Source organism: Streptosporangium sp. NPDC087985, from assembly GCF_044741965.1.
GTDB lineage: Bacteria > Actinomycetota > Actinomycetes > Streptosporangiales > Streptosporangiaceae > Streptosporangium.
Genome location: NZ_JBIUTQ010000023.1, coordinates 49,933 through 71,358 on the forward strand (window position 1 = coordinate 49,933; position 21,426 = coordinate 71,358).

18 protein-coding genes and 2 pseudogenes are annotated in these 21,426 nt (G+C 69.3%); 3 read left to right on the forward strand and 17 right to left on the reverse strand.

All coding sequences use genetic code 11. The annotated features are described in order from the left end of the window. Positions 1 to 5: 5 nt before the first annotated feature. The 4 genes from ACIN94_RS28800 to ACIN94_RS28815 form a co-directional block, all read right to left on the reverse strand. The gene (locus tag ACIN94_RS28800) at positions 6 to 1,034 is read right to left on the reverse strand and encodes an ABC transporter ATP-binding protein (RefSeq protein WP_400712623.1); all 1,029 of its coding nucleotides are present in this window, start codon (positions 1,032 to 1,034) and stop codon (positions 6 to 8) included. After that, entirely contained in the window at positions 1,031 to 2,527 is a 1,497-nt protein-coding gene (locus ACIN94_RS28805; RefSeq protein ID WP_400712626.1) for an ABC transporter permease, read from the reverse strand. The genes ACIN94_RS28800 and ACIN94_RS28805 overlap by 4 nt, the downstream gene beginning before the upstream one ends. Before the next feature lie 62 nt (positions 2,528 to 2,589). Then, a complete protein-coding gene (locus ACIN94_RS28810; protein ID WP_400712629.1) occupies positions 2,590 to 3,636 on the reverse strand; it encodes an iron ABC transporter substrate-binding protein in 1,047 nt (348 codons plus the stop codon). A gap of 359 nt (positions 3,637 to 3,995) precedes the next feature. Continuing rightward, on the reverse strand, positions 3,996 to 4,334 hold the full coding sequence (locus ACIN94_RS28815; RefSeq protein WP_400712632.1) for a four-helix bundle copper-binding protein: 339 nt from the start codon (positions 4,332 to 4,334) through the stop codon (positions 3,996 to 3,998). A 400-nt stretch (positions 4,335 to 4,734) separates the two neighbouring features. Between ACIN94_RS28815 and ACIN94_RS28820 the strand changes: the two genes are divergently transcribed. Beyond that, positions 4,735 to 6,315, forward strand: coding sequence for a glycoside hydrolase family 43 protein (locus ACIN94_RS28820; protein WP_400712635.1), 1,581 nt, complete (start codon positions 4,735 to 4,737; stop codon positions 6,313 to 6,315). Here ACIN94_RS28820 and ACIN94_RS28825 read toward each other — a convergent pair. From ACIN94_RS28825 to ACIN94_RS28850, 6 genes are read right to left on the reverse strand one after another with little or no spacing between them, the layout of a single operon-like run. Further along, entirely contained in the window at positions 6,275 to 7,237 is a 963-nt protein-coding gene (locus ACIN94_RS28825) for a M24 family metallopeptidase (RefSeq protein WP_400712638.1), read from the reverse strand. The two genes, ACIN94_RS28820 and ACIN94_RS28825, sit on opposite strands and share 41 nt — an antisense overlap. A gap of 8 nt (positions 7,238 to 7,245) precedes the next feature. Next, entirely contained in the window at positions 7,246 to 8,160 is a 915-nt protein-coding gene (locus ACIN94_RS28830) for an ABC transporter ATP-binding protein (protein WP_400712641.1), read from the reverse strand. Continuing rightward, the gene (locus ACIN94_RS28835) at positions 8,157 to 8,930 is read right to left on the reverse strand and encodes an ABC transporter ATP-binding protein (protein ID WP_400712644.1); all 774 of its coding nucleotides are present in this window, start codon (positions 8,928 to 8,930) and stop codon (positions 8,157 to 8,159) included. Before ACIN94_RS28835 ends, ACIN94_RS28830 begins: the two co-directional genes overlap by 4 nt. Continuing rightward, positions 8,927 to 9,766 (reverse strand): ABC transporter permease, encoded by an 840-nt coding sequence (locus tag ACIN94_RS28840; RefSeq protein WP_400712647.1) that lies wholly within the window; start codon positions 9,764 to 9,766, stop codon positions 8,927 to 8,929. The genes ACIN94_RS28835 and ACIN94_RS28840 overlap by 4 nt, the downstream gene beginning before the upstream one ends. Further along, positions 9,763 to 10,863, reverse strand: coding sequence for an ABC transporter permease (locus tag ACIN94_RS28845; protein ID WP_400712650.1), 1,101 nt, complete (start codon positions 10,861 to 10,863; stop codon positions 9,763 to 9,765). Before ACIN94_RS28845 ends, ACIN94_RS28840 begins: the two co-directional genes overlap by 4 nt. After that, positions 10,844 to 12,439: an ABC transporter substrate-binding protein gene (locus tag ACIN94_RS28850; RefSeq protein ID WP_400712653.1), complete on the reverse strand. Its 1,596-nt coding sequence runs from the start codon at positions 12,437 to 12,439 to the stop codon at positions 10,844 to 10,846. The genes ACIN94_RS28845 and ACIN94_RS28850 overlap by 20 nt, the downstream gene beginning before the upstream one ends. A gap of 119 nt (positions 12,440 to 12,558) precedes the next feature. Here ACIN94_RS28850 and ACIN94_RS28855 point away from each other — a divergent pair, with 119 nt between their 5' ends. Beyond that, entirely contained in the window at positions 12,559 to 13,266 is a 708-nt protein-coding gene (locus ACIN94_RS28855) for an Lrp/AsnC family transcriptional regulator (protein ID WP_400712656.1), read from the forward strand. 112 nt (positions 13,267 to 13,378) lie between these two features. Here the strand turns inward: ACIN94_RS28855 and ACIN94_RS28860 are convergent, their stop codons facing one another. The 6 genes and pseudogenes from ACIN94_RS28860 to ACIN94_RS28885 form a co-directional block, all read right to left on the reverse strand. Further along, the gene (locus ACIN94_RS28860; protein ID WP_400712659.1) at positions 13,379 to 13,726 is read right to left on the reverse strand and encodes a hypothetical protein; all 348 of its coding nucleotides are present in this window, start codon (positions 13,724 to 13,726) and stop codon (positions 13,379 to 13,381) included. A gap of 193 nt (positions 13,727 to 13,919) precedes the next feature. Next, positions 13,920 to 14,537, reverse strand: a complete 618-nt coding sequence (locus ACIN94_RS28865; protein WP_400712662.1) for a GntR family transcriptional regulator — start codon at positions 14,535 to 14,537, stop codon at positions 13,920 to 13,922. A 295-nt stretch (positions 14,538 to 14,832) separates the two neighbouring features. Next, positions 14,833 to 15,690, reverse strand: coding sequence for a dihydrodipicolinate synthase family protein (locus ACIN94_RS28870; protein ID WP_400712665.1), 858 nt, complete (start codon positions 15,688 to 15,690; stop codon positions 14,833 to 14,835). 336 nt (positions 15,691 to 16,026) lie between these two features. Then, the gene (locus ACIN94_RS28875) at positions 16,027 to 18,120 is read right to left on the reverse strand and encodes an alpha-galactosidase (RefSeq protein ID WP_400712668.1); all 2,094 of its coding nucleotides are present in this window, start codon (positions 18,118 to 18,120) and stop codon (positions 16,027 to 16,029) included. Between the two features lie 91 nt (positions 18,121 to 18,211). Beyond that, complete coding sequence (locus tag ACIN94_RS28880; RefSeq protein ID WP_400712671.1) at positions 18,212 to 19,288, reverse strand: ABC transporter ATP-binding protein; 1,077 nt, start codon at positions 19,286 to 19,288, stop codon at positions 18,212 to 18,214. After that, a pseudogene (locus ACIN94_RS28885) lies at positions 19,285 to 20,136 on the reverse strand (ABC transporter ATP-binding protein); the annotation flags it as partial. The gene ACIN94_RS28880 and the pseudogene ACIN94_RS28885, both read right to left, overlap by 4 nt. A gap of 81 nt (positions 20,137 to 20,217) precedes the next feature. On the opposite strand from ACIN94_RS28885, the pseudogene ACIN94_RS28890 reads away from it, so the two are divergent. Then, a pseudogene (locus tag ACIN94_RS28890) lies at positions 20,218 to 20,361 on the forward strand (immune inhibitor A domain-containing protein); the annotation flags it as partial. Between the two features lie 593 nt (positions 20,362 to 20,954). On the opposite strand, the gene tnpA reads toward ACIN94_RS28890, so the two are convergent. After that, positions 20,955 to 21,422: an IS200/IS605 family transposase gene (tnpA, locus tag ACIN94_RS28895; RefSeq protein WP_400712739.1), complete on the reverse strand. Its 468-nt coding sequence runs from the start codon at positions 21,420 to 21,422 to the stop codon at positions 20,955 to 20,957. Positions 21,423 to 21,426: the final 4 nt, after the last annotated feature.

The following is a 21,426-nucleotide window of genomic DNA, read 5'->3' on the forward strand; positions in this document are numbered from 1 at the left end:
GGGGCTCACGGGTAGGCGATGACCGGGCCCGTCACGGCCAGGCGGACATGCGCGCCCGGCTGGGGCGTCCGCGTGCCGCTGACACGGGCCGTGACGTGGGGGCCGTCCGGCTGGAGGGCCAGCGTGACGGTCGCGTCGTGGCCGAAGTAGGTGACCGCGTCGATGACGGCCGGTACGCCGGTGCCGTCGGACAGGATCTCGATCTGCTCGGGACGGATCAGCACCTGCGCCCGGCCCTGTACGGCGCCCGGGCGGGTGGTGAGCGTGCCGAGTGCGCACTCGGCCGTCTCTCCGCTGACGACGGCGGGGACGAGCACCGCGGCGCCGACGAAGTGGGCCACCGCGGGGTCGGCGGGTGTGGTGTAGACGGCGTCGGGGGTGCCGACCTGCACCAGGCGCCCCTGGCGCATGACCGCCACCTGGCCGGCGAGGGACAGGGCCTCGTTCTGGTCGTGCGTGACCAGGATCGCCGTGGCCTTGGCCGCGTCCAGCGCCTGGGCCACGGCCTGGCCCGTGGACAGCCGCAGGATCGCGTCGAGAGAGGAGAAGGGCTCGTCGAGCAGGACGATCGAGGGTCGCGGAGCCAGCGCCCGGGCCAGGGCGACACGTTGCTGCTGGCCGCCCGAGAGCTCGTGCGGCTGCCGTCTGGCGACCGCGGTGTCGAGTTCGACCAGGTCGAGCAGTTCGTCGAGCCGGCGGCGGGAGCGGCGCTCCGCGCGGGGAAGACCGAAGGTGATGTTGTCGGCGACGCTGAGGTGCGGGAAGAGGGCGCCTTCCTGCGGGACGTACCCCACATTGCGCTGCTGCGGCGGGACCGCCGTACCCGGCCCGGACACCACGGAATCACCGAAGGCGATGGTGCCCCCGTCGGGCGTGGCGAAGCCGGCGATCAGGCGCAGCAGGGTGGTCTTTCCGCAGCCGGACGGGCCGAGGACCGCGGTGATGCCGTGCGCGGGCACATCGAGGTCGACACCGGCCAGTGCCTTTACGGCGCCGAAGCCTTTGGTGAGCCCCCGGATGGTCAGGGCGGTCACGCGGATCTCCTAGAGGTGATGGTGAGCAGGTAGGTGGCCGGTGCGGAGATCAGCACCATCAGTGCCGCGTACGGAGCCGCCGCCCCGTAGTCGACGTCACGGACCGAGCTCCAGAACTGGGTGGCGAGAGTGTGGGTGCCGGTGGGGGAGAGCAGCAGCGTCGCGGTCAGCTCGGTCACGACGGCGAGGAACACCAGCGCCGCACCGGTGCCGATCCCCGGGGCGATCAGCGGCAGGATCACCCGGCGCAGCGTCGCCATGCCGCGCGCGCCCAGTGAGTGGGCGACATCGTCCAGGACGGGAGGGACCTGGGCGATCGCCGCGCGGACGCTGACCATCGCGCGCGGGAGGAACATGATCGTGTACGCCGCGAGCAGCAGACCGGTCGTCTGGTACGCGGGCGGGACGAACCGGATCGACACGGTGACCAGCGCCAGGGCGATCACGATGCCCGGAAGGGCGTTTCCGACGTAGGTGCTCCGCTCGGCCAGGACGCTCACCCGGCCTCGATGACGCACCGACAGCCAGGCGACCGGCAGCGCGCACGCGGTCGTGACCAGCGCGGCCAGCATCGCCAGCCCGATCGTGGTACCCGCGGTCAGCGCCAGTGTTTCCAGCGGGAACGCCGTCGAGGCGCCCACCACGAGCCAGTACACGAGGCTGCCCAGGGGCACCCCCAGCGCGAGGACGACGACGCCGAGCACGGCCACGGTGGCCGGGGCGGCGAGGAGGCCGAGGCGTACGGGCTGGGCGACCCGGGCGGTACCGGAGCCGACGCGCGCGTAGCGGCGATGTCCCCGAAGGCGGTGCTCGGCGGTCAGCAACACGGCGCAGAACACCACGAGCACGCTCGCCAGCATGTTGGCGGAACTGCCGTCGTACGCGGACCGGTACTGGTCGTAGATCGCGGTCGTGAACGTCGAGAAGCGCAGCATCTGCAGGGCGCCGAACTCGGCGAGCAGGTGCAGCCCGACGAGCAGCGACCCGCCCAGCACGGCCGGGCGGAGCTGGGGGATGACGACCCGGGTGAGGGTGCGCCACGGCCCCAGGCCGAGCGAGCGGGCGGTCTCCTCCAGTGCGGGATCGAGCCCGCGCAGGGCCGCGGACACCGGCAGGTACACCAGCGGGTAGTAGGCCAGGGTCACGATGAGCAGGGCCCCGCCCAGACCTTCGACGGCCCCGGAGACCGAGACCCAGCCGAAGCTGGTGACGAACGCGGGGATCGCGAGGGGCGCCGCCAGCAGCACGTGCCAGATTCTGCGGCCCGGCAGGTCCGTACGCTCCACCAGCCACGCCGCGGCGGTGCCGACGACGGCGCTCGCGGCCATGCAGCCCACCATCAGTTCGGTGGTGTTCAGCAGCAGTTCGCCGACGCGCGGCCGTACGAGCAGCCGCCACGCCTGGTCCCAGCCGATGCTGACGGTGTAGGCGATGACGAAGACGAGCGGGATCGCGGCGACAAGGGCCACGACCCCGCACAGGACGAGCAGCACGGGAGGGTACGCCCCGCTGGGGCGCACCCTCCCGTTCGCGTTTCGGGAGAGCGGGACGCTGCTCAGAGCAGGCCTGCCTGCTGCATGAGCTCGATCACCTTCGGCCCGTTGAGCGAGGAGAGCTCGACGTCGGGCGGGTCCAGCTCGCTGAGCGGCTTGAGCTGGGGATTGGTCGGCACGTCAGCCGAGATCGAGTACTCCATGGCGGGGCTGTCCGCCAGCACCTGCTGGCCGTTCTTGCCGGTGAGGTACTTCACCAGTTCCTGTGCCTCGGCCTGGTGCTTGCTGGCCTTGAGCACCCCCGCCCCCGAGACACCCAGGAACGCGCCGGGGTCCTTGGCGCTAAAGAAGTGGAGCTCGACGTTCTTGCTGTTGGTGCCCGCCTCGGCGCGGTCCTTGTACCAGTAGTAGTGGTAGATCACGGCCGCCTTGATCTCACCGGCGTTGACCGCCCGCATCGCGGCGCCGTTGCCCTGGTAGATCTTCGCGTTCGCCTTGAGCCCCTTGAGCCACTCGGCGGTGGCGGCCTCGCCCTTCACCGCCAGGACCGCGCTGACAATGGCCTGGAAGTCGGCGCCGCCGGCCGCGATGCCGAACGTGTCCTTCCACTGCGGCTGGGCCAGGTCCATGATCGACGCCGGCAGTTCCGCGGGCTTGAGCTGCTGGGAGTTGTACGCCAGGACCGTCGAGCGTGCGGCGAACCCGACCCAGTTCCCCGTGGCCGGTGCGTACTGCCTGCCCATCTGGGCCAGCGTGGCCGGGTCGAGCTTGGCGAATCCGCCCTGGCCGTCCACCAGTGTCATCGCGGGGGAGTTCTCGGTCACGAAGACGTCCCCGGGGGAGGCGGAGCCCTCCTGGATGATCTGGTTGGCCATGTCGGGGTCCTCGCCCGACCGGATGTCCACCTTGATGCCGGTCTCCTGGGTGAACGCCGCGACCATCACCTTCATCAGGTCTTCGTGCTGCGCGTTGTAGAGCGTGATCGTCGGCTTCTCCGCGGAAGCAGACGGACCCGTTGAAACCGGGGCTGCCGTACTTCCACACCCTGCCGTGGCCATGGCGATGGCGAGTGAACCCACCACCGCCAACGCTCTACCAAAATTCCGCATCGTACTGTCTTCCTTAAGTAAGGCTCAGCTAACTTAGGTGAGCCTAAGGCGATATGCGGATTCTGTCCACTTGGACCGTTGTCGCACGTCTCGGGCCCCGCGCACGGGGCCGGGCCTCCTCCGGACGCCCGCGGGAGAGGTGCCCGCGCCGGGGCCCCGGGCCGGCCGGGACCGCTGCCGGCGAGAGCCGGCGCCCGGCGATCCGGGAGGTCGCCAGGCGCCCGGCTCGGGGGTGAGTTCATGCGGGGGTGGCAAGCACAAAAAAAGTAAGCATTCCTCTGAGGAATGCTTACTCTGGTACTTCTCTGGCCACGGTGAATCGGTGAGTGGCCGCTGTGGATCGGCGAGGCCGGAAAAACTCAGGCCCGTGTGCCCGCCATGGCCCGGCACGCCTCGGCGCATGTCCGGCACATCTCGGCGCAGCGCTTCATTATCGGGTCGCCGTTCATGGTCATGCACGCCTCGGCGCACCTGGTGGACACCCGGGCGCACATTTCGGCCATCTCCATCGCCATCGGCGACTGACGCATCATCATGTCCGCACCCATGCGGGTTATGTCGGCGCAGTCCATGAGCGCGCCCATCATTGTCATGTCGACGTACCGGCCACCCTGCTGCAGGCAGTGCGTCATGGTCTGCTCACAGTGGCCGTGAGTCTCCATGCACGCGTTGAGGGCTTTTTGCATATCAGGGCTCATCTTTCCCCCTTGATGCATCGTTCCTCCCATGATGATGATCGTCCCCCATTCCTGGATCGCGGTCGAATAACTACGGCCCCGTCAAAATACCCTCAGCCGGGCAGGGAACCCATACGCCCGGCACGTTTTAATAACCGTTTACGGCAGTATGCCGAGAGCGGGCACGGGCGGGCCGGCGCGCCGTCTCGCCCAGGGAAAAAGCATCCGCAATTAACGATAAAAGGCGTTTCGTTATCCGAGTCGCCCACCTCGCGGGCAGGCCGGCCGGCGCGGCGAGGGTGTGCGGCCTCGCCGCCCGTCACGTCTCGGCCCTGCCGAGGGCCTTGCCCTGGACAGGTCATTGAAACTTTCCATTTTTATATGAAACATTCGGACCATCCATGCGAGGAGGGTCGCTGCCATGAACAATCCGATTCTGCCCGGCTCCTACCCGGATCCCTCGGTCTGCCGGGTAGGCGATGACTACTACCTGGTGACCTCGACCTTCGAGTGGTTCCCCGGCGTGCCGATCTTCCACAGCAGGGACCTGGTCAACTGGCGGCAGCTCGGTCACGTGCTGGACCGGCCCTCCCAGCTGGAGCTCGACGGGATCAGACCGTCGGGCGGGATCTACGCCCCCACGATCCGCCACCACGACGGCGTGTTCTACATGATCACAACGCTGGTGGACGGCCAGGTCACCGAGGGGAACTTCGTCGTCACGGCCACCGACCCCGCCGGTCCCTGGTCCGATCCGCACTGGCTCCCCGAAGCCGAGGGGTTCGACCCCTCCCTGTTCTTCGACGACGACGGCAGGGTGTGGGTGACCGGGACGCGGCCCGCCAAGCCGCTGGAGTACGAGGGCCAGACCGAGATCTGGCTGCGGGAGCTGGACCTGGCGACCATGGCGCTGACAGGGCCGGAACACGTCATCTGGGGTGGTGCGCTACGGGGGGCGATCTGGAGCGAGGGCCCGCACCTCTACAAGGTCGACGGGCTCTACTACCTGCTGACGGCGGAGGGCGGCACCGCCCACGACCACGCCGTGGTCGTCGCGCGATCCGACCGGATCGCCGGGCCGTACACCGGAAACCCGCGCAACCCGGTGCTCACCCACCGCCACCTCGGGCGCGACCACCCCATCGTCGGGACCGGCCACGCGGACCTGGTACGGACACCGCCGGGCGAATGGTGGATGGTGCTCCTGGCCATGCGCCCCCACGACGGCTACACCCTCAACCTGGGCAGGGAGACGTTCCTGGCCCCCGTGCGCTGGGAGGACGGCTGGCCGGTCGTGCCGGCGGTGCCGCCCGCCCTCACACCCCCCGCCCTGCCCGAGCACCGCTGGCCCGCCGAGCCCGCGTGTGACCACTTCGACTCCGTACGGCTGGCGCACTGCTGGAACCACCTGCGCACGCCGCGGGAGCCGTACTGGTCACTGACCGACAGGCCGGGGCACCTCAGGCTCCGCCTGCGCCCGGAGAGCCTCACCGACCTCGCCTCTCCGAGCTTCGTCGCCCGCCGCCTGCGCCACCGCGACTTCGCGGCCTTCACCGTGGTGGACTTCACCCCCGACGGCCCCGGCCAGTGTGCCGGGCTGGCGCTCGTCCAGAACCACGACCACCTCATCCTGCTCGTCACGGCCGGCGACGAGGTGCGGGTGGTCAGGAGGGAGGGCGGCGTCGAGGAGGTGCTCGCCGCGGAACCGGCCCGCCCCGGCCGGCTGTACCTGGGGGTGGAGGCGCACGGCCAGGAGTACCGGATGCGCTGTGCCGCCGAGGCGGGAGAGTGGCGGCCGCTCGGCGACGTCGTGGACGGCCGCGTCCTCTGCATGGCCGCGACCGGCGGCTTCACCGGTGCCTACGTCGGCATGTACGCCAGCTCCAACGGCACCGCCAGCGCTGCCGTGGCCGACTTCGACTGGTTCGAGTACGCCGGCCTGAGCCCCTCCGCTCCGGCCTTCAGCGGTCGACGACTTGGAGGGTCTGCGAGCCTCCGCTGAGCCGTTCCGCCCCGGCCGGGGTGCACACCGCGACGTCGGCCACCCGCGCGCCGAACAGCTCGGGCAGGTAGATCGCCGGTTCGACGCACACCGTCATGCCGGCAGCGAGCACGGTCGGGTCACCGGGGACGAGCCACGGGCCCTCCTCGGGGCCGAGCCCGACCCCCCGCCCCGGCCGCTCCGCGGCGTAGGGGCCGTAACCGCTGCACTCGATCACCTCCAGGGCGGCCCGCCCGGCCGCCGCCGCCGCCGCCCCGGGCCGCAGCGCGTCGAGGGCGGCGCGCTGCGCGGCGAGGACGACCGAGTACATCGCCTCGAAGTCCTCGGGCGGTTCAGCCACCGCGAAGACGCGGGCGACCTCCGAGCAGTGGTCTCCCCACCTCCCGCACACCGAGACCAGGAGCGCGTCGCCCGGATTGATCACGCGCTCGCACGGCACGTGCCGGGGGACGGAGCTGTGCTCGCCGGCCGCGACCAGCACCGACAGCACCTCCTCACACCCCGTCTCGACCATCACGGCCCGCAGCCGCCGGGCCATCGCGCGTTCGGTGGTGCCGAACCACGCCAGCTCCGGGACCAGGAGCAGGACCGCGTCCGCCGCCGAGGCCGCGCGTCCGGCCGCCGCGACCTCCGCGGGCCCCCGGTTCAGCCGGAGCGGGGCGAGCACGGCCGACGCCAGCACGAGCTCGGCCTCCACCCGCAGCGAGAACAGCTCCCCGGCCCGCATCTCGGGGTCCACCCCGATCCGCCGGGCGGAGTCGGGGACGAGTGCCGCCGCCTCCAGCGGGCCGGCCGCCGAGGCGGGCGGCCCGTCGGCGGTCACGACGAGATAGCCGTCTCCCACGCCACCGAGGTAGCGGAAGTCGGGGGAGGGGCGCAGCACCAGGGCGTCGATCCCCTCCTCGGCCATCCGTCGCCGCACCTCGTCGATCATGCAGGCCCGTGCAGCCAGCACGCGACCGGGCCGGACGCGGGCTCGCGCTCCCGGCAGACGTCCATCGCCACCGGGCAGCGCGGATGGAACCGGCAGCCGGACGGCGGGTCGGCCGGGTCGGGCACGTCTCCGGACAGCTCCGCCGGCAACACCCCGGCACCGTCGGGGGCCGGGATCGCGCCCAGCAGAGCCCGGGTGTACGGATGACGGGGATCGGCCCACACCTCGGCGGTACGGCCCACCTCCACGATCTTCCCGAGATACATCACCGCGATCCGGTCGGCGATCAGCCGCACCACCGACAGGTCGTGGCTGATGAACAGCAGGCCGGCACCCGAGGAGACCGCCAGGTCCCGCATCAGCCTGGCCACCTGCGCCTGGGCCGAGGCGTCGAGCGCGGAGATGGGCTCGTCGCCGATCAGCAGGGCCGGCCGGGCGGCGAGCGCCCGGGCGATCGCGATCCGCTGCCGCTGCCCGCCGGAGAACTCGTGCGGGTGACGGCCGGCGAAGTCGCGGGGCAGCCCGACCCGCTCCAGCAGGTCGGCGGGGGTGGTCACGGTGTCGCCCGCCGCCCGCAACCCGTCGGCGATCTGCGCGCCCACCCGGCGCCGCGGGTTCAGCGAGGCGTAGGGATCCTGGAAGACCATCTGGATCCCGGCCAGGGACCGGTCCCTGCGGCGCAGGCCGAGCGGGGTCACCGGGTGCCCGTCGAAGGTGATCGTCCCGGACGCGGCCGGGTTGAGCCCGCACACCGCGCGGGCCAGCGTCGACTTCCCGCACCCGGACTCGCCGACGAGACCGACGACCTCGCCTGCCGCGACGGTCAGGCTGGCTCCGGCCACGGCACGCACCAGCGGGCGGCCGGGCGTGCGATGCTCGACGACGAGATCGTCCACGGTCAGCAGTGTCATGAGACCTCCCCGGGCAGCGACTCCAGCAGGGCGCGGGTGTAGGGGTGGCGCGGGTCGCGCAGCACCTGCCCGCGCGGGCCCGTCTCCACGACCAGACCCTCCTTCATCACGCTCACCTCGTCGGCGACCGCCGACATCACGCCGAGGTCATGGGTGACGAGCAGGACAGCCAGGCCCAGGTCGTCGCAGAGGCCGCGCAGCAGCCGCAGGACTCCGGCTTGGACGGTCACGTCGAGCGCGGTCGTGGGCTCATCGGCGATGAGGACCTTCGGCGAGCAGGCCAGCGCGATCGCGATCGCGACGCGCTGACGCATGCCCCCGGAGAACTGGTGCGGGTAGCGGTCGATCGCCTCCCCGGGGCCGGGGATGCGTACCTGGCCCAGCAGTTCGACGGCCCTGGCCCGCGCCTGCTTCCGGTCCAGGCCCAGGTGGTGACGCATGTGCTCGGTGAGCTGGCGGCCGACCGTGAGCATCGGGTGCAGGCTGGTCGCCGGGTCCTGGAAGACCATGGCGACCTCGCCGCCGCGTACCGCGTTGAGCTCCTTGGGCGGCAGGGTGAGCAGGTCGCGCTCTCCCAGGGTGATCCGGCCGCCGGTGCGGGCGCCGTGCGGGAGCAGCCCGAGCACGGCCAGGCCGGTCATCGTCTTGCCCGAGCCGCTCTCGCCGGCCAGGCCGTGCACGCGGCCGGCCCGCAGGTCGAGGTCGACGCCGCGCAGGATCTCCTTGCCTCCGATGGAGACCTTCAGGCCGGAGATGGCGAGGAGGGTCACAGTGCACGCTCCTTGATGGCGCGGGCCGTCCGCGGGTCGAGGGCGTCGCGCAGCGTGTCGCCCAGGAAGTTGAAGGCCAGCACGACCGTCAGGATGGCCAGGCCGGGGAAGGCCGCCACCCACCAGCTGTCGAACACCTCCACGCCGGAGGCGACCATCGCCCCCCACTCCGGAGACGGCGGCTTCGCGCCGAGCCCGAGGAACGACAGGCCCGACAGCAGCAGCAGCGCGGTACCGATGTCGAGGGTCGCGAGCACCAGGATCGGCCCGGTGATGTTCGGCAGCACGTCCACCCGGAGCGAACGCCAGGCGGAGAAGCCGAGCAGCCGCCCGCTCACCACGAACTCCCGCTCGCGCACGCCCAGCACCAGGCCGCGGGTGACGCGGGCGTAGGCGGGCCAGGCGACGACGAGTACGGCGAGCACGGCGTTGGTGAGGCTCGCACCGAGCGCGGCGGCCACGACCATGGCCAGGATCACGGTGGGGAAGGCGAACACGAGGTCGGCGAACCGCATGATCGTCTCACCAACCCATTTACCGAAATATCCGGCGCAGGCACCGAGCAGGCCGCCGACCAGCACCGAGAGCACGACCAGTAGCAGCGTCAGCGGGATCGACAGCCGCGCACCGTACATCACCCGGCTCAGGACGTCGCGGCCGAGCTGGTCGGTGCCGAACCAGTGGCCCGGACCCGGCGGGGCCAGCCGGGGCAGATCCTGGGCGAGCGGATCGTGCGGTGCCAGCAGCGGGGCCGCCAGCGCGATCACGATCCAGGCGAGCGCGATCACCCCGCCGACGATCGCCAGCGGCTGCCGCCACGCTTGGGGGATTTTCACGACAGTCTCACTCTGGGGTCGATGACGCCGTACAGCACGTCGACGATCAGGTTGATGACGAGGTAGACGCCGCCCACCACCAGGCCGACACCCATCACGGCGGGCAGGTCGAGGGTGGTCGCGCTCTTGTAGGCGTACTGCCCGATGCCCGGCCAGGCGAAGATCGCCTCGACGAGCACGGTGCCGGACAGCAGGCTGCCGAAGGCCAGCCCCGCCACCGTGATGACCGGGACCAAGGCCGAGCGCAGCACGTAGCGGAACAGGATCACCCGGGGCGGCAGGCCCTTCGCCCGCGCGGCGCGCACGTAGTCCTGGCCCAGCACCTCCAGCACCGCCGACCGGGTGAACCGGGTGAGCAGGCCGATCGTGTACAGGGCCAGCACCAGCGCGGGGGTGAGCAGGTGGCCGAGGGCCGAGGCGAACACGTCCCACTGTCCCGCCAGCGCGGAGTCGACCGTGTACAGGCCGGTGACCTGCGGGGGCGCGCTCATGCTCGGGTCGAGGCGACCGCTGCCCGGAGTGATCTGCAACCGGTAGAAGAAGACGTAGAACGCCGTCAGCGCCAGCCAGAACGTCGGCACGGAGATGCCGACCAGGCTGAGGACCCGGAGCAGGTGGTCGGAGAGCCGGTCCCGGCGCAGCGCCGCGATCACGCCGAACGCCACCCCCGTCACGAGGGAGATCAGGATCGCCACACCGGCCAGTTCCAGCGTGGCCGGCACGGCCTCTGCCAGGTCGTCGAGGACCGGACGGTGGCTCTGCTGGCTCGTCCCGAGGTCGCCCTGGACCACTCCCTGAAGATGCAGCAGGTACTGCTGGGGGAGCGGCTTGTCCAGGCCGTGCTCGGCCCGCCACTGCGCGACGATCGCCGGGTCGCCGAGGGCCCGCTGGCCGAGGTTGGCCGAGACGGGGTCGCCGGGGACCAGGTTGGTCAGGACGAAGGTGACCAGGGTGATGCCCACGGCCAGCAGGAGCGCCGTGAGCACCCGGCGGACCAGGAAACGGACCAGCGGGCTCCGGCCGGTATGGCCGGTACGGCCCGGCTTCCGCCGGGCCGTACTCCCTCTCGGGTCCTCGTTACTTGAGGTCGGCGACATCGACGGTCCAGACCGGGTGGAACTCCAGGCCGGTGACGGACGCGGCCGTCACGATGTTCTGGCCGGGCTGGATGAGCGGGACGAACGGCCCGACCTCGTTCAGCCTGGTCTGGAGGCTGGTGTAGATCTCCTTGCGGGCGTCGTCACCGATCGCGGTCGCGGCCTTGTCACCGGAGGCCTCCAGCTCCTTGTCGGACCCGGCCTCCCAGCCGGAGCGCAGGCCGACGAGCTTGCCGGGCAGGAAGTTGAGGTAGCTGCTGGGGTCCGGGAAGTCGGGTCCCCAGTACCACAGGCCCATCTCCTCCTTGCCGTTGCGGTAGTTGTCCAGGGCCGTGGTGACCGGCGCGGGAGCCAGGTCCACGGTGATGCCGACCTCCTTGAGGTTGGCCTGGATCCGCTCGGCGAGCGGCTGGAAGGACAGGCCGCTGACCGTCAGCTCGCTGGGGTACTCCAGCGTCACCTTCGGGTCGCTGATCCCGCTCTCCTTCAGCGCGGCCTTGGCGCCCTCGACGTCGCGCTGGGCGGCCTGGTCGGCCGGGAGCGCGCCGAGGATCATCGTGGGGATGACGCCCGGAGCCTGCACCGAGCCCTCACCGGCCAGCTCCAGCAGGCCCTGGTAGTCGACGCCCTTCCGCACGGCCTCGACGAACTTGGGGTTGGAGGTGACCTTGCTGACCGAGGGGTTCTGGTTGTTCAGCAGGAAGATCACGTTGGCCGAGGCGGTCTTCTTGACCTGCAGGCCGCCCGCGATCCCGGCGACCTGGTCACCGGAGAGGTTCAGCGCGACCTGGCTGTCGCCGCGCGAGATGTTGAGCTTCTGCGTCGCGGCCTCGACGTTGCGGATCACGACCTTGTCGTAGACCGGCTTGGCCGCGCCCCAGTACTCCGCGTTGGCCTTGAGCACGACCTGGCTGCTGACGTTGAACGACTCGATCGTGTACGGCCCCGAGCCCGCCGAGGTGGAGTTGAGGTACTGCTCGGCCTTGTCCCCGGTGTCGGCGGTGGCGCCGTGCTCCTTGGCCACCTTGGAGTTGAGGACGCCCAACGCGGGGTTGGGCAGGATGTACGGCAGCGCGGGGTTGGACGTCTCCGACGTCAGCGTGACCGTCGTCTCGTCGGTCTTGGCGACCTCCACGCCGTCGAGCAGGAAGGACGGCGTGCCCTTCATGTCGCGCACGCGGTTCAGCGAGAAGACCACGTCGTCGGCGGTGACCGGCGAGCCGTCGGCGAACGTGGCACCCTGGCGGAGCTTGAGCGTCATCACCTTGCCGTCGGCGGAAAGTTCGTACGACTCGGCGAGGGCCGGCACCGGCTTGGTGACGTCGGAACCCTCGAACGTGAGCAGGGTCTCGTAGATCGCCTTGCCCACGAGCAGACCGGTCGGCTCGTAGGTCCGTCCCGGGTCGGCCGTCTTGAGGTCGAAGGAGGTGTCGATCACGAGCGTCTTGGCGGCGGTGCCGCTCTGGGGCGCCGTGGACGAACCGCCGCTGGAGCAGGCGGCAAGGGCGAGGGCGCCGGTGAGCAGCACCGGCAGCAGGGCTGCCTTCGCGCCGGGGCGCCGGTAACGGATCGCCATTTTGTGTCCTCCGAAAATGGTCAATGTGGACGTTTAATCAACGTTGGTCGAGGATTGTCCGGCAGAAAGTCCAGCTCATGGGGCTAGGCTGAGACAAATCTGACCTTGGGGGTATTGCCATGACCGAAATGTCAAGGAACTCGACTCGCGACGGTGGTCAACCTGGACGGATCGGCATCGGCCTGGAGCTCGACGCGACACACCTGAAGATCCTTGAGGTGCTGCGCGAGAACGGCAGGATCTCCGTGGCGGCCCTCGCCGAGCGCGTCGGCATCTCGCGGGCCAATGCCTACACCCGGTTCGAGGCGCTGCGCGCCGACGGCGCCATCAAGCGGTTCACGGCCGAGATCGACCACGTCCGCGCCGGCCTCGGCATCACCGCGCTGATCTTCGTGACCGTCCGGCAGCAGATGTGGCGCCAGTTCCGCGCCCAGCTCGCGTCGATGCCCGAGGTGGAGTACTGCGCGATCACGACGGGTCAGCACGACGCGATGATCCAGGTCCGGATGGCCGACGTCGCGGCCGTGCACGCGATGGTGACCGAGCGGCTGGCCAGTATCCCGGCGGTCAAGGCCACCGAGACCGTCTTCATCCTGGACGAGGTACTCAGGCGGCCCTACGTCCTGCCGGGCGACCGGGGCCCCGGCCGCTCCGCCCGCCGCCCGGCCCCCGCCCCCGACCCCGCCGGACCGGCCGGGGGTCCTGCAGGCGCAGGGAGGCACTGGGGACCTGACGGGCCCGAGGGTTCCGGGGGAGAGGTGCCGCTGGGCATGATGCGTTTCGTGGGCGCGGCCGAGGGCCGCGCCCAGCTCCAGCGGGACGCCTGAACCGTCCGGTACGGCGGCCCTCCTGCCGAAGATCGTCTGCCGGGAGGCGCACGGCCGGGTCCGTCCCGGACCGCGCGCCTCCCGGCTAACGATCACAACCGGAGAATCTCCGTCAGGCCACCTCGGCGCACACGCTCACGTGCACCGTGTCGTCCCCGGCGAACTGGAACTCCTCAACAAGGTGCAACCGGCCGTCGGGGAGGGTCTCGATGCGGCTGCCGCCCTGCCCGCCGGCGCGCTCTCCGGTCTTGAGCAGGTGCACGTAGGTGATTTCCAGCCGGTCGCCGTCCCTGGTGCCGACGAAGCGCCCGTGGACCACGGTGTCGCCGGTGTAGTCGCCCCAGATGATCCCGCCGGACTCCCGGTAGGTGAACTCGGTGGGGCTGTCCGGGTCCACCACGCTCGCCGTCGAGCTGACCATGACAAACCTGCGGTCGTTGAGAAGGTCGTTGTCGTTCACGTCTCCGCATGCTGCCGCTTCGCGGACGACCCGCAGGCCGGGGCTGGACATTTTGTCCATCGCCCGGGATGAGCACGGCGATCTGTCCATCCGAGCGTCCGTCCAAGAGGGACAGGCGAGATCCACCGACGAGCATGTCCCCGAGCGGGATGAGCGTGGCGGTCGCGGAGTCCGGGGCCATTCCCTGATCGCTTTAGCGGCCCGCCCACTCACGGCGGACGCGACCGATGTGGAGCCGCATGAGGTCTTCCAAGGCGCCGGCCTTTCCTGCCTGGATGAGGTCGCACATCTGAACGTGCTCCAGCGCACTGCGTGTGAGCTGACCCGCCTCCACGAGACCAGACAGACCGTAGAGACGCGTCTGTGATCGCAGATCATCGACGATATGGACAAGACGGTGGTTGCCGCCGGCGCTGAGCAGACGGATGTGGAACTCATGGTCGGCGCTGACGTACCTGATGAGGTCGCCCTCGGCGGCCGCGGCGACGATCTCTCTGGCAAGAGAGCGCAGAGCCTCGAGAACGTCAGGAGCGACGTGTGCGCTGGCCTCGAAAGCGGCCGCCGGCTCGAGCAGTTCCCTGATTCGAGTGATCTGGTCGAGGTCGGCATCGGAGACTTCCGTCACCTGGAAACCCCTGTTGCGCACCGGGCGGACGAGACCTTGCTTGACGAGGTCAAGCATCGCTTCGCGGACCGGTGTTGCCGAGATGCCGAACCGCTCGGCCAGGTCAGGTGCCGAGTAGAGCTCCCCGGGCTTCATCTCACCCGAGACGATCGCGCCGCGCAGAGCGTCAGTGACTTTCTCCCGCACGCTCGTCCGCCGTGCCAAGGTCGGAAGACTCAACTTCGAGGAGTCGGCCATCTCTCGTATCTTTCGCTAGTCGGTTCCTGAGCGCGATCGCCGCCGCGGGTCCAACCCGTGTCAATCGGCTCTTCCCAGAACTCTAAAGGCCTCGGGAAGGGAATCTCTCGGCACGACTCGGCCACCGGCGTCGGACACCGTCGCGCCGGGTGAGAGCGCCGACCCCGGACACGCCTCGGCATCCCTCCGGGGTAACGCCCCGTAGATGGAACACACGCCTGGATGGCGTCTCGAACCTTCCGGCTCAGGCGTACTTGGCCGCGACCTGAGCGGTCAGCTCCCGGATCGTCTCCTGATCTCTCGGCAGCAACGGCTGCCGAGGCGGACGGCACGGACCCCCGTAACGGCCCACCAGATCCATGGAAAACTTGATCGCCTGGACGAACTCCGTATGGAAATCCCAGCGCAGCAGCGCATGGAGCTCCCGGTAGAGAGGCAGGGCCGTGTCGAGATCGTGAGCGACGGTCGCCTCGAAGAGCCGGACGCACGCCTGGGGGAAAGCACTCGGATAGCCCGCCACCCAGCCCTTCGCGCCGGCCAGCCCCACCTCGATCACAGAGTCGTCGGTGCCGATCAGGACGTCCAGGCCAGGTGCCAGCTCGGCGATCTGGTACGCGCGCCGGGCGTCACCGGTGAATTCCTTGACGCTGACGATGAGGCCCTCGTTGTAAAGCTCGGCGAGGAGCTCGGGACGTAGGTCGATCTTGGTGTCGAGTGGATTGTTGTACGCCGAGACGGGAAGGCCGGCCTTCGCGACCTCGCGGTAGTGCTCGATGACGGCACGGTCGTCACCTCGGTACGCGTTGGGCGGCAGCGCCATCACAACCTGGGCACCGGCCTCGGCCGCCTGTTCGGCCCACGCACGAGCCTCGCGTGCACCGTAGGCGCCCACTCCGGGCATCACGGTGAATCCCTCCGGCGAGGCCTCGACGGCGACACGCACCAGCGCTGCGCGCTCATCGTCCGTCAGGACCTGGTATTCGCCCAGGGACCCGTTTGGGCATACGCCATGGCAGCCGTTGTCGGCCAACCATCGGACGTGCTCGGCGTAGCGATCGAGATCGACCGACAGATCGTTACGGAACGGGGCCGGCGTCGCCACCAGGACACCATGCCAAGGCTTGCGCCTGTCCACAATCGTCTCCCGTCTGTACCATTACACTGTTTTATGTACAATATAAAATATTATTGCTGCGTAAACATGCCGTAGTGCATCGAGCTGCGGCCATTCTCGTCGTACTCGACAGGTTTCATCCCGGCAGGACTGCCACACTGATCCGCCGCAGGACGCCCTCCGCTCTATCGTCCTGACAGTCATGTTAGCTAGTGAAATGTAAAATGTCACGTTGGTTACCTGCGACAACGGCCGGCGACGGCGTGGAATCACCGCCGCGCCTGGCCTGACCTCCGCTTCGGGGCCAGACAGCCTGGCCCCGCGCTAGTGCGGGAACCCGCCGACGGAGTCCAGGCGCACCACAAGGGCCTGCTCGGGCGCCAATATCGGGGGTGTCAGCCCGATCGCGCCCAGCACGCGGCCGCCCGCTTCGATCTCGCCCGATGAGAACCAGGCCGGGGCGACTCGGCCCGTGGTGGCGGGCCGTCCGGCTTTTTCGAGAACCGTGACCCGGTACGAGCGGTGAGGATCGAGGCCGGGCATGCGCCAGGGTGCCGGTACGGCGTCGACCGACGTCGTGAGCTGCACGTATGCGAACACCGCAGTCGAGCGATCCTCCGAGACGACCCCGTGCACCCAGGCCGACGGATCCGGGTGGTCGCCACGTACGACGGTGCCCGTGTGGAGCAACGACCGGATCTCCCGGTACAGGGCGATCGCCTGGCGTAGTTGCTGTCGTTCGTCATCGGTCGCTGTCAAGAGATCCCACTCCAGGCCGAGGTGACCGAAGATCGCAGTGGCCATCCGGAAGGACAGGTCGTGGGTGCGCGACGTGGTGTGCGACCGTGGCGGGCCGACATGGGCACCGACTAGTTCCGGGGGGAGGAACAGCCCCGTCCAGCGCTGAATCGCCTGACGCTCCAGGGCGTCGTTGCAGTCGCTGGCCCACACCCGCTCCGTGTACTCCAGGATCTGCAGGTCGATCCTGGCTCCACCGGACGAACAGCTCTCCATCTCCACCCGGGGATGCTTACGGCGCAACTCGTCGAGCAGGCGGTACACCGCGAGCGTCTGACCGTGCACCGACGCATGACCCTCATGACCGGCATCGATGAGGTCGCGGTTGTGGTCCCATTTGAGATAGGCGATGTTGTACTCCCCCAGGAGCTGGTCAAGCCGGTCCAAGATGTACCGGTAGGCCGCTGGGTGCGCCAGATTGAGGACCTGCTGACGGCGACCGGTAACAGGCAGGACTCCCTGGGCAGGTCCGAGAACCCATTCCGGATGCGCTCGGAACAGGTCGGAATCGGGGTTGATCATCTCGGGTTCCACCCACAGACCGAACTCCATGCCCAGCTCGTCGACATAGTCGACCAGCGGACCCAGGCCGTCCGGCCAGACGTCCGGATCGACATGCCAGTCACCCAGCCCGGCGCTGCTGTTCCGGCGCCCGGCGAACCAGCCGTCGTCAAGCACGAACCTCTCCACGCCGATGCCGGCTGCGACCTCGGCGAGTCCACGCAGCCGGTCATGATCGTGATCGAAGTAGACGGCCTCCCACGTGTTGAGGACGACCGGCCGCGGCCGCTCCGGCCCAGGGTGATGTGGACGTGCCCGCAACCAGCGATGGAATGCCGCGCTCATGCCGTTGAGGCCCTGGTCGCTGTACGCGGCGTAGATCCATGGCGAGCTGTACGTCTCATCTTCGGCCAGGATCACCTCGCCGCCCAACAGGAGTTCGCCACCACCGAGGATCGGCTGGCTCTCTGGCAGTCGCTGGGAGTACGTGACGTGATTGCCGCTCCACGCGACGTGGATCGCCCAGACCTCACCGCCTGTGAATCCAAATCCGCGGGTGCCCGCGATCAGGCCGATCGTCGCATCGTGGCCGGTGCGTCCGCGCCGGTTCTCCCGAACCCACGCCCCGTGATCGAACGGGCGACGCTGCGGATGACGTTCACGGGCCCAACGACCGGTGAAGTCCAACACTTCGTCGGCATGTGGCGGCACCGGGAGGGCGACCTCGAGTCCGTCCAGCACGTATGGCGTGGAACCACGATTTGTCAGCCGATGGCGCACCCGTGCCAGCGCCGACGACGTCAACTCGACCTCGGTCACGAGCTCGAGCTCGGCGCGGTGATCAAGCGCCGTGAACGTCGCCAGAGCGTTGGATACGTCGACACCGGTCAACGTGAAGGACGAGGACCAGGACTTCCCGGCCCGGTGACCCCGCAGGCCGGGACGGCCCATGTAACCTGCACTGGCCTCCGGCGACATCGACACCGGAACCGGCGGGTCCGGCGAGTTGACCGGCAACGGCTCACCGAGTCCGCGCCCCACGCGCTGCGCGTCGGCGTCGGCCAGCTCGACACCCCAATGGCGTACCACGGGCAGTCCGGGCCCGGTGGCGTCGATCACAATGCTGACTCCGCCACGGCAGAGATGAACGACCCCGCACCTGTCATCACCGTGCACCTGGACGCCTCCTGGTCCGCCGATCCTCGGCGATCTACGCTTCGGTGGACTCGGGCGATGGCGTGGTCACACCATCGTCCGGAGTCCCTGTCTCCCGCGCAACCACGTGCGCCTGTATCCGGCCGGCCTTGATGTCCTCCGCGTAGTGACAGGCAACCCTGTGGCCGGTGGAGAGTTCGCGTAACGCCGGTCGCTCGTCGTCGCATCGAGTGGCCTGTCGCCACGGGCAGCGGGTGTGGAACCGGCACCCCGTGGGCGGGTTGACCGGTGACGGCAGGTCACCGTGCAACAAGATCCGGCTGCGGCTCTCCTCGATGGCCGGGTCAGGTACCGGCACCGCGCTCATGAGCGCCTTGGTGTACGGATGCATCGGCTCCTTGTAGAGAGCCCCGGATGAGGCCTGCTCGATGATCACGCCCAGGTACATGACCGCTACGGTCTGGCTGATGTGCCTGACCACCGCGAGGTCGTGCGCGATGACGACGTAGGTCAGGGAGAACCGCTCCTGCAGTTCCTTGAGGAGGTTGATCACCTGAGCCTGGATGGAGACGTCGAGCGCGGACACCGGCTCGTCGGCGATGATCAGCTTCGGGTTCAGCGCCAGAGCGCGGGCGATTCCGACACGCTGACGCTGCCCTCCGGAGAACTCGTGCGGGTAGCGGTTCACCACCGACGCCGGCAGACCAACGACGTCGAGCAGTTCGCGGACCCGCCTGGCGTGCCCCTGAGGACCACCGGGGATCTTGTGGGCGCGCAGCGGCTCGGTGAGCAGGGACTCCACGCTCTGCCTCGGATCAAGACTTGCCATCGGGTCCTGGAACACCATCTGGAAGTCCCGGCGCAGCGGCCGCAGCTTCCGCTCGTTCAGCGCGAGGAGGTCCTGGCCGCCCAGGGTGATCGAGCCACTGGTCGGCTCGGTCAGCCGCATGATCGCGCGCCCGAGGGTCGACTTGCCGCAGCCGGACTCACCCACCAGGCCGAACGTGGTCCCGGCCGCCACGTCCAGGTCGACACCGTCCACGGCCTTCACCGAACCATGGTTCCGCTGGAAGAGCGTGCCGGCCTTGATCGGGAAGTGGACCCTGAGGTCCCGCACCTCGAGCATGCTCACAGGACGCCGCCTTTCTGCCGGACGACACCTTCAGAGGACGTTGACGCACTCACGGGCCACGGGCAGCGGACGTGGTGGGGCGGTGTGACGCCGAGATCCACCACCTCCGGGGGAGCGTCCAGGCACGCGTCCACCGCCTGGTCACATCGTGGCTGGAAGGCACAGCCGCGATCCCAGGCGACGACATCGCGTACCGAACCCCGGATCGTGTGCAGGGAGGCGACCTGCTCGTCGTCGATCCGTGGAATCGATCGCAGCAGACCGTCGGTGTACGGGTGCGAGGGGCGTGCGAAGAGCTCCTTCGCGGACGCTGATTCGACGATCCGGCCGGAGTACATGACGTGGACCGAGTCGCAGAGCCCCGCGACGACACCCAGGTCATGTGTGATCATGATCAGTCCGCATCCGCTCTCAGTGACCAGCTCCCGCAGCAGGTCAAGGATCTGTGCCTGGATGGTCACATCGAGAGCCGTCGTGGGTTCGTCGGCGATGATCAGCCGGGGTCGGCAGGCGATCGCGATGGCGATCATCACCCGCTGCCGCATGCCACCCGACAGTTGGTGCGGGTACTCGCCGAGACGGCGCACGGGGTCCGGGATCCCGACGCGACGCAGGAGCGTCTCCGCCCCCTTCCTGGCCTCGCCTGCCGACTTCCCGTCGTGTCGGACGATCACCTCGGTGAGCTGCCTGCCCACGGTGACCACCGGATTGAGGGAGGTCATCGGATCCTGGAAGATCATGGCGATGTCGCGGCCGCGAACGTCCCGTATCTGCCTGGATGACAGGGACATCAGATCCCGATCGCCGAGGATGACGCTGCCGGAGATCTTCACGCCGCGGGCCGGGAGATGAAGACCCGCTACATCCCGTGGACCTCATGGGCGGCCGGTTCGTTCACCTGGGCCAGCGCGGGGGGCGGTTCGGCCAACATGGCCGAGTCGTCGGGTACGGCCGGCTACGCGCACGAGTTCAGCCACATCCTCGGTATCGGTGACAACTACAACGGCGCCTTCGCGGTGCCCACTCAGCGGACGTTCACCGGACAGTGGGACATGATGAGCCAAGGATCATGGAATGGTCCCACCGGTATGCACACCCGATGGAAGGTACCCGCCCAGGGCGGATCCACGGTCGGGCCGCACCACAACGTGCGGAACAAGCTGGAGCTTGGCCTGATCTCCCAGAACGACATCGTCGACCTCAGCCGTGAGGGGCTGGCCTCGTCGGGTCTCGTCGTCGCCAAGGTGCGGGCCCGGGCAGTCGGACCTCTGGCGGACGAGCTGCTCGGCGTCCGCGTCAAGCTCGACGGAAAGGCACCGGTGGACCGGACCCCCTCGTGCAACCCGTCCACCGGGGGATTGAACTGCGCCGGAAACAGCGACTACACCCACTTCACCATCGAAACCGTGCAGCAGATCGGGGTCGACTCCTTCCTCCCGGGGAACGGGGTGATCATCAACAAGACCAAGACCCGCGCCACCAACTGCGGAACCGCTTCCTGCTTCGCGTGGACGATCGACCCGAAGCCCGAGGACATCGGAATGGTCGACTTCTACCGAACTGTGGGCCAGTGCTCCGGCGTTCACGCCGGGAGTGAAGGCCCACCCGGGAGTGCCCGCCAGGGCGCGAGCGTGCCCTGGCCTTCCGTGCCCGTGAGCAGGCCGGCTCACACGGGTCGTTTCCGCTGTTCGATGTACTGCTCAAGGACCGTAAGCGGTGCGCCGCCCACGCTTGCGGCGAAGGAGGAACCGGACCACGAATGCCCGCCCCACAGGCACCGGCGGACGTGAGCGCCGTATTCCTTGCCAAGCATCCGCGCCCAGAGGCCCTTCGGTGAGCCGGCGAGTGTGGACAGGGCGACCTTCGGCGGGTGGTGGACCAGCGGGTGGACGTGGACGTGGTTGTGGTCGCCGTTGACCGCGCGAGGTTCGACCTCGAAGCCGGTGCGGACCTCGCGCCTGGGTTCCTCGCAGCGCACCGCCTGGGGTCGCTGAACCCCACACGCCGGTACCTCGTCACGGACACCACGTGTGCGTGCACACGGACACCACGTGTGCGTGCACACGGACACCACGTGTGCGTGCACACGGACACCACGTGTGCGTGCACACGGACACCACGTGTGCGTGCACACGGAC